Genomic DNA, 6000 nt, shown 5'->3' with positions numbered 1-6000 from the left:
GGCCCGCCCGGTTCTGGACTGACGGAGCGGGGGAGCGAAGCGGAGGAGCGGAGGAGGGAAGAACCGGGTTACGAGGGCCGCGAACAGCCGGAGCGAAGCGGAGGCAAAAAGATACAGAGCGGAGGCAAAAATCTATAGACCGTTTAGGCTGGGCGTCGTGCGAGGAATCGGGTCTCGCGGCGATACCCGAACGCGGGTGCGGGCGGCTTCGGCGCTGGCAACGGCAATGGTCATGGCGCGGACCACCGGGGCGTTCTACGTCATGGGTGGCGTACTGGGTCTGGTGATCACCGCCGTCGCACCGGGCGATGAGGGTAATCGACCGCTGGTGGGCGCTGCGGCGCTGGTGGCGTTGCTGCTCGGCGTGAGCCTGCTGATCTGGGGCCCGCGTATGCCCCATTCGGTGCACCACGTCTATGTCGCGATCGCGACGGTGCTGGTGACCGTTGCGGTGCACTGGTTTCCGAATACGGTGGGCGCGATCAGTCTGGCCGCGTTCTATGTGTTCGTGGCGTGCGACGCGGCCATATTCTTCGCGTACAAATGGCTCGGCGCGCATGTGCTGTTCGCGGTGGTGTGCTGTCTGTGGGTGGTGCCGTCGCGCGGTCTGCCGTGGTGGTCGGGTCTTATTCCGGCGGGTATCACGGTCGGAATCGGCATCGTGGTCGGCATTCTCACGCGAATGGCGTCCGACGCCGATATCGATGTGCTGACGGGTCTGCTCAATCGCCGCGGTTTCGATCGCGCATTGGCCAATGCCATCTCGCACGCCCAGCGCACCGATCAGCATCTGTCGCTGGTCCTGGTCGACCTGGACCGCTTCCAGAAGATCAACGATCATCTCGGTCATCGCGCCGGCGACGCGGTCCTGCAGCGGGTGGCCGATACCTGGGCCAAACTGCTCGCTCCCGAGCAGCGCCTGGCCCGCTACGGCGGTGACGCTTTCGCGCTGCTGCTGCCGAATTCGACCGAGCAGGCCGCGATTCTGCTGACCGAGCAGTTGCGCGCGGCGGTGACCACGGGGTGTTCCGCGGGTGTCACCTCCTGGCAGCCGGGTGAGTCCGGTTCGCTGCTGGTGAGTCGCGCGGATGTGGGTCTGTACCGCGCCAAGCAGGCGGGCCGCAATCGCACGGTGCTGGAGTCCTCGCGGCAGATGCCGCTGGCGGTGGAGCTGCGCGAGGCGATCGATCGCGGCACCCTGGACGTGCAGTATCAGCCGATCGTCTCGCTCTCGGACGGCGATACCCGCGCGGTCGGGGTGGAGGCGCAGTTGCGCTGGTCCTCGCACGCGCAGCCGGAGGTGACCACCGAGGGCCTGATCCGGGTCGCCGAGGAGTACGACCTCATCTCCGATCTGGACGAGCTGGTGCTGCGCCGCGCGTGCGCCGACGCGGCTCGACTACAGGAGACCTTCGCGCAGCTCGATCTGACTCTGAACGTGAATGTGTCCGGCCTGGAACTGGCCGAATCCGATTACGCCGACCGGGTTTCGGGGATTCTGGCCGATACCGGCTGGCCGGCGGATCAGCTGGTGCTCGAGGTGACCGAGAGCGATGTCGCCGCCGAATCCGAGACGGCCGTGGCGAATCTGCACAAGCTGCGCGAGCGCGGTGTGCGCATCGCCATCGACGATTTCGGTTCCGGCTATTCGTCGCTGAGCCGGTTGGCGAATCTGCCGAGCGACATTCTGAAGGTCGATCAGTCGTTCGTCGCCGCGATCCGCTCCGATTCCCCGGCTCCGCCGCTGCTGGGCGTGATCGCCGCGTTGAGCAAGTCGCTGGATCTGCAGGTGATCGCCGAAGGCGTGGAAACCGAGTATCAGGCGGCGGTGCTGACCGAACTCGGTTTCGCGCTGGCGCAGGGCTATCACTACGGCGATTCGCATCCGGTGTCCGAGCTGATCAGCGATCTGAACGAACGCCCCGGCCTGGTCGGCGCGGCCCGCACCGAGCGCGAGGTCGACACCAACGGCTGGATTCCGATCGATAATCCCCTTGACGGTGGTCTCGGCCCCGAGTGAAGCTGGGGGTATGCGCATCCTCGTGTACGCCTGTTGATTCTCCAGCCTTCTTCGCGGTAGCCGCGGCGCCGATTCGGTTCGTGGCCTCACCGCGCGTTCGGTGCTGTTCGCGCTCACCAAGGATCTGATCCCGCTCTACGCGGTCTACGCCCTGATCTTCGCCGATCACGGCCTGAGCGTCGCCCAGATCTCCACCCTGCTGGCCATCTGGTCCGCCACCTCCTTCCTGCTGGAGGTTCCCTCCGGCGCCTGGGCCGACACGGTCTCGCGCCGCGCCCTGCTGATCCTGTCGGCGGTCCTGCTCGCCGCGGGCTTCGCCGTGTGGACCCTGTTCCCCTCCTACCTCGGCTTTGCCCTGGGCTTCGTCCTGTGGGGCACCTCCGGCGCCCTGAGCTCCGGCACCTTCGAGGCCCTGCTCTACGACGATCTCGCCGCCCGCTCCGCGACTCCCGCCTACGCCCGGATCATGGGCTACACCCGGGCCGCGGCCGAGTCCGCCGCCCTCCTGGGCATTCTCGCCGCCGCACCCCTCTACACCTGGGGCGGCTACCCCCTTATCGGCTGGTCCAGCGTCGCCGTCGCCGCCCTCCACGTCCTCGCCGCCACGGCCATGCCGAGCGCCCCGAAGGTCGTGTCGGTCGGCGAGGTGGACGAGCTGGAGGACGACGAGGACGACGAGAGCCCGGTCGCCACAACCGAATCACCCTCCTTCGCACCGGAATCCGCGAGCATGTCCCGCTACCTCCACATGCTCCGCACCGGAGTCCGAGAGGCGTTGCGCGTACGCGTGATTCGCCGCGGCGTCCTGCTGTCCGCCCTGCTGAGCGGCATCACCGCCTACGACGAGTACTTCGCCCTGATGGCCGACGAGGCCGGCGTCTCCCCGGCAGTGGCGTCCCTGCTGGTCGGCGTCACGGTGGCGGGCGCCCTGGCCGGCGCGTTCCTGTCCGGCCGCACCGAGTCGATGCGCCCGAGAACCATGGCCTACACGCTCACGGCGGGCGGCGTCTTCTTCATCGCCGGCGCACTCCTGTCCGGCCTGGCGGCGACCCATCCCCACCACCTGCACCTGCTCACCGCGACCGGCTTCACCCTGATCGGCGTCGCCTACGGCCTGAACTACAACGCCGATGTGATCGCCGAGGCCCGCCTCCAGGACGCGATCGAGGGCCCCGCCCGGGCGACGGTCACCTCGGTCTCGGGCGTGGCCACCGAGGTCTTCGCCCTCCTGGTCTTCGTCTTCGTCGGCCTCGCCGCCACCCTGTTCGCCATCTCGACCGTCGTGGCCCTGCTGGGCATCCCCCTCCTGGCGGTGGCCCTCCTCGTCCCCCGCTGGCTCCCGAAACGTCAGCTCTCGCCGGCTTCCAGCGGCCCGTCGTGAACGTTCCGCTGCCGGAGCTCGGTGGCGAGCCGACCGGCGGTCACGAAGTCGATGTCATCGTGCAGCACCACCAGGTTGTGGTAGACCGCAGTGGCGCAGACGTGCAGTTCGTCGGACGTCTCCAGGTCCCAGTTCTGGGCGAAGCAGCAGTCGTACGCGGCGGCATGGGAGAGACGCTCGGCGTACTCGTGAAGCGCGGCGGTACCGGCGGCCGTCTCGGTGCGGTGCCCCGAACTTTGTCGCCGTCTCGATGAGGGTCCCGATGGGAGTCAGCGACATAGTGCCCTCCGGACACGAAAGGACCGGACCAGCCGCCAACAACGCACATGAGGCCGATGGCGAAGAATCGATTCGTGACGATGCGACGGATCGGTCTGGTTTTCGGGGTGTGCATCGGCGCGGTGGCGGCGGGCCAGGCGCGGATCAACGGCGCCCTGGGGGAGCGCCTGCACGATGGGATCGCGGCCGCCGTGGTCAGTTTCGCGACCGGTCTGGTGCTGGTGCTCGCGGTGTTCGCGGTGAGCCGGAGTTCGCGCGCGGGGCTCACCCGGGTGCGGGTGGCGTTGCGCGGCGGGGCTTTGCGCCGGTGGCAGTTGCTCGGGGGATTGTGCGGCGCGTTCTTCGTCGCGTGTCAGGGGCTCACGGTGGCGGCGCTGGGGGTGACGGCGTTCACGGTGGCCGTGGTGGCGGGGCAGTTGGTGAGCAGTCTCGTGGTGGACCGGGTGGGAATCGGGCCGAAGGGACGCACGCCGGTGACATGGATACGCGGCGCGGGCGCGGCGCTGGCCTTGGCGGCGGTGGGGCTGTCGGTACTCGGGCGCGAGGGTGGTGACGGGTCGGGACCTGCTGTCCCGGAGGGGTTCCGGGGCGGCGCGCACGTGCTGTTGATCGTGCTGCCACTGCTCGCCGGCGTGGGGGTGGCGTGGCAGCAGGCGGTGAACGGCCGGGTCGCCGCCGTGGGCGGGCCGCAGTCGGCGACGCTGGCGAACTTCGTGACCGGCACCGCCGGGCTGGTGCTGGTGGCCGCGACCGTGGTGGCCCGAACCGGTTGGCCGGAGCGGTTTCCCACCGAACCGTGGCTGTACCTGGGCGGGGTGATCGGTGTGGTGGGCATCGCGCTGGCGGCGGTCGTGGTGCGCTGGATCGGCGTCCTGCTGCTCGGCCTCACCGCCGTGGCGGGCCAGCTGTCCATGTCGCTGCTGCTGGACGTCGTCGTGCCCACGGGTGCCGGTGTCGCACCGGCGGCGGTCATCGCCTGCGTCCTGACGTTCGCCGCCGTGGCGGTGGCCGCCCGCGGTTCGGCCTGACTCCGCGCCGCGCCCTCGCAGACCCTCCGGTTTGTGCGAACGCCCCCGTATCGCATCGAAAACGGTTCTCCCCATAGCCATTTCACCGCACCACCCCCTGTGTCATGGTGCGACCATGCTGATCGAATACGGGATATGGGTGTTGCGGCTGGCGCTCGCCGTGGTCTTCGGCCTGGCAGCGGTGGGGAAACTGGCCGATCCGGCGGCCACGCGGAAGGCGGTGGGGGAGTTCGGCATCCCGCTCCGGCAGGTCCTGGCGGTCGCCCGGGCGCTCCCCGGCGCGGAGGCGGTGGCGGCGCTCGGCCTGCTGTTCCCGTGGACGGCCCTCGGTGCGGCGCTGCTCGCGCTGACCCTGCTGCTCGTCTTCACCGGAGGGATGATTCGCCTGATCGGACGGGGTGAGCATCCCGCGTGCTCCTGTTTCGGCGCGGCGGGCACCGCCCCGATCGGCCGGGCCACCCTCGTCCGCAACGGCGTTCTGATCACCCTGACCCTGCTCACCCTGGCGGGCGCTCTCGCCCGCCCGGCGCTCCCCGCGGGCCTACCGCTGGATCACATCCTCGGTTCGACGATCGCCGCGCTACTGCTGGCCGCGGTGTTCCGGCTCCACGCCGAGCACGGTGTCCTGCGCCGCCGTCTCGACGAGCAGGTCCTGTCCACCCTGGGCGCGGAGGGTCTGCCCAAGGGCGCGGTTGCCCCGGAATTCGAACTCCTCGACACCACCGGCGGCCGCACCGATCTGGCGACCCTGCTCGCCCCCGGCCGGCACCTGCTGCTCGTGTTCGTGCACCCCGGCTGCGAGATGTGCGCCGCGCTCGCCCGCGAACTCCCGCGCTGGCACGCGCGCACCGCCGCCGTCCTGACCATCGCGATGGTCGGCAACGGCGATCTCGCCGAGCACGAGAAGTGGGGCCGGGAACAGGAATTGGGCGATATCGCGATTCTGGTGCAGCAGGGCAACGAGGCCGCGCTGCGCTATCGCGTGCGCGGTACGCCGTCCGGCGTGCTGATCGGAGCGGACGGTCGGATTGCCGCACCGGTCGCCCGGGGCGCGATGGCCGTCCGCGATCTCATTTCACAGGCCGAAAGAGCTGAGGCACAGCCGATATCGCGTAGTAACGGACATCGGGTACCGAATGACCGCTAACTGATCTCCATCCCGCCGTTTCCCCGGAAGCAAACGGTCCGGTCCTCAAAATCTCTTGTGGCACAACGAATCCGGAGAAAACCTACCGCCCTGGGACTTACCATCGAGAGGCAGGTTCTTTTTCACCCGAACGGTTAGTGAGGGA

The 6000-nt window shown here is 69.1% G+C and carries 4 protein-coding genes; all 4 read left to right on the top strand.

The features are described from left to right. Positions 1-232: 232 nt before the first annotated feature. Positions 233-2020, top strand: a complete 1788-nt coding sequence (locus tag ACWDOP_RS30975) for an EAL domain-containing protein (RefSeq protein ID WP_456347877.1) — start codon at positions 233-235, stop codon at positions 2018-2020. A gap of 100 nt (positions 2021-2120) precedes the next feature. Further along, the gene (locus ACWDOP_RS30970) at positions 2121-3401 is read left to right on the top strand and encodes an MFS transporter (protein ID WP_456347876.1); all 1281 of its coding nucleotides are present in this window, start codon (positions 2121-2123) and stop codon (positions 3399-3401) included. Between the two features lie 359 nt (positions 3402-3760). Further along, complete coding sequence (locus tag ACWDOP_RS30965) at positions 3761-4708, top strand: DMT family transporter (RefSeq protein WP_456347879.1); 948 nt, start codon at positions 3761-3763, stop codon at positions 4706-4708. A gap of 115 nt (positions 4709-4823) precedes the next feature. After that, positions 4824-5855, top strand: a complete 1032-nt coding sequence (locus ACWDOP_RS30960) for a MauE/DoxX family redox-associated membrane protein (protein WP_456347875.1) — start codon at positions 4824-4826, stop codon at positions 5853-5855. Positions 5856-6000: the final 145 nt, after the last annotated feature.

Source organism: Nocardia sp. NPDC003693, assembly GCF_053981095.1.
Note: the sequence above shows the minus strand (reverse complement) of the source record. Positions and strands in the feature narration are given on the sequence as shown.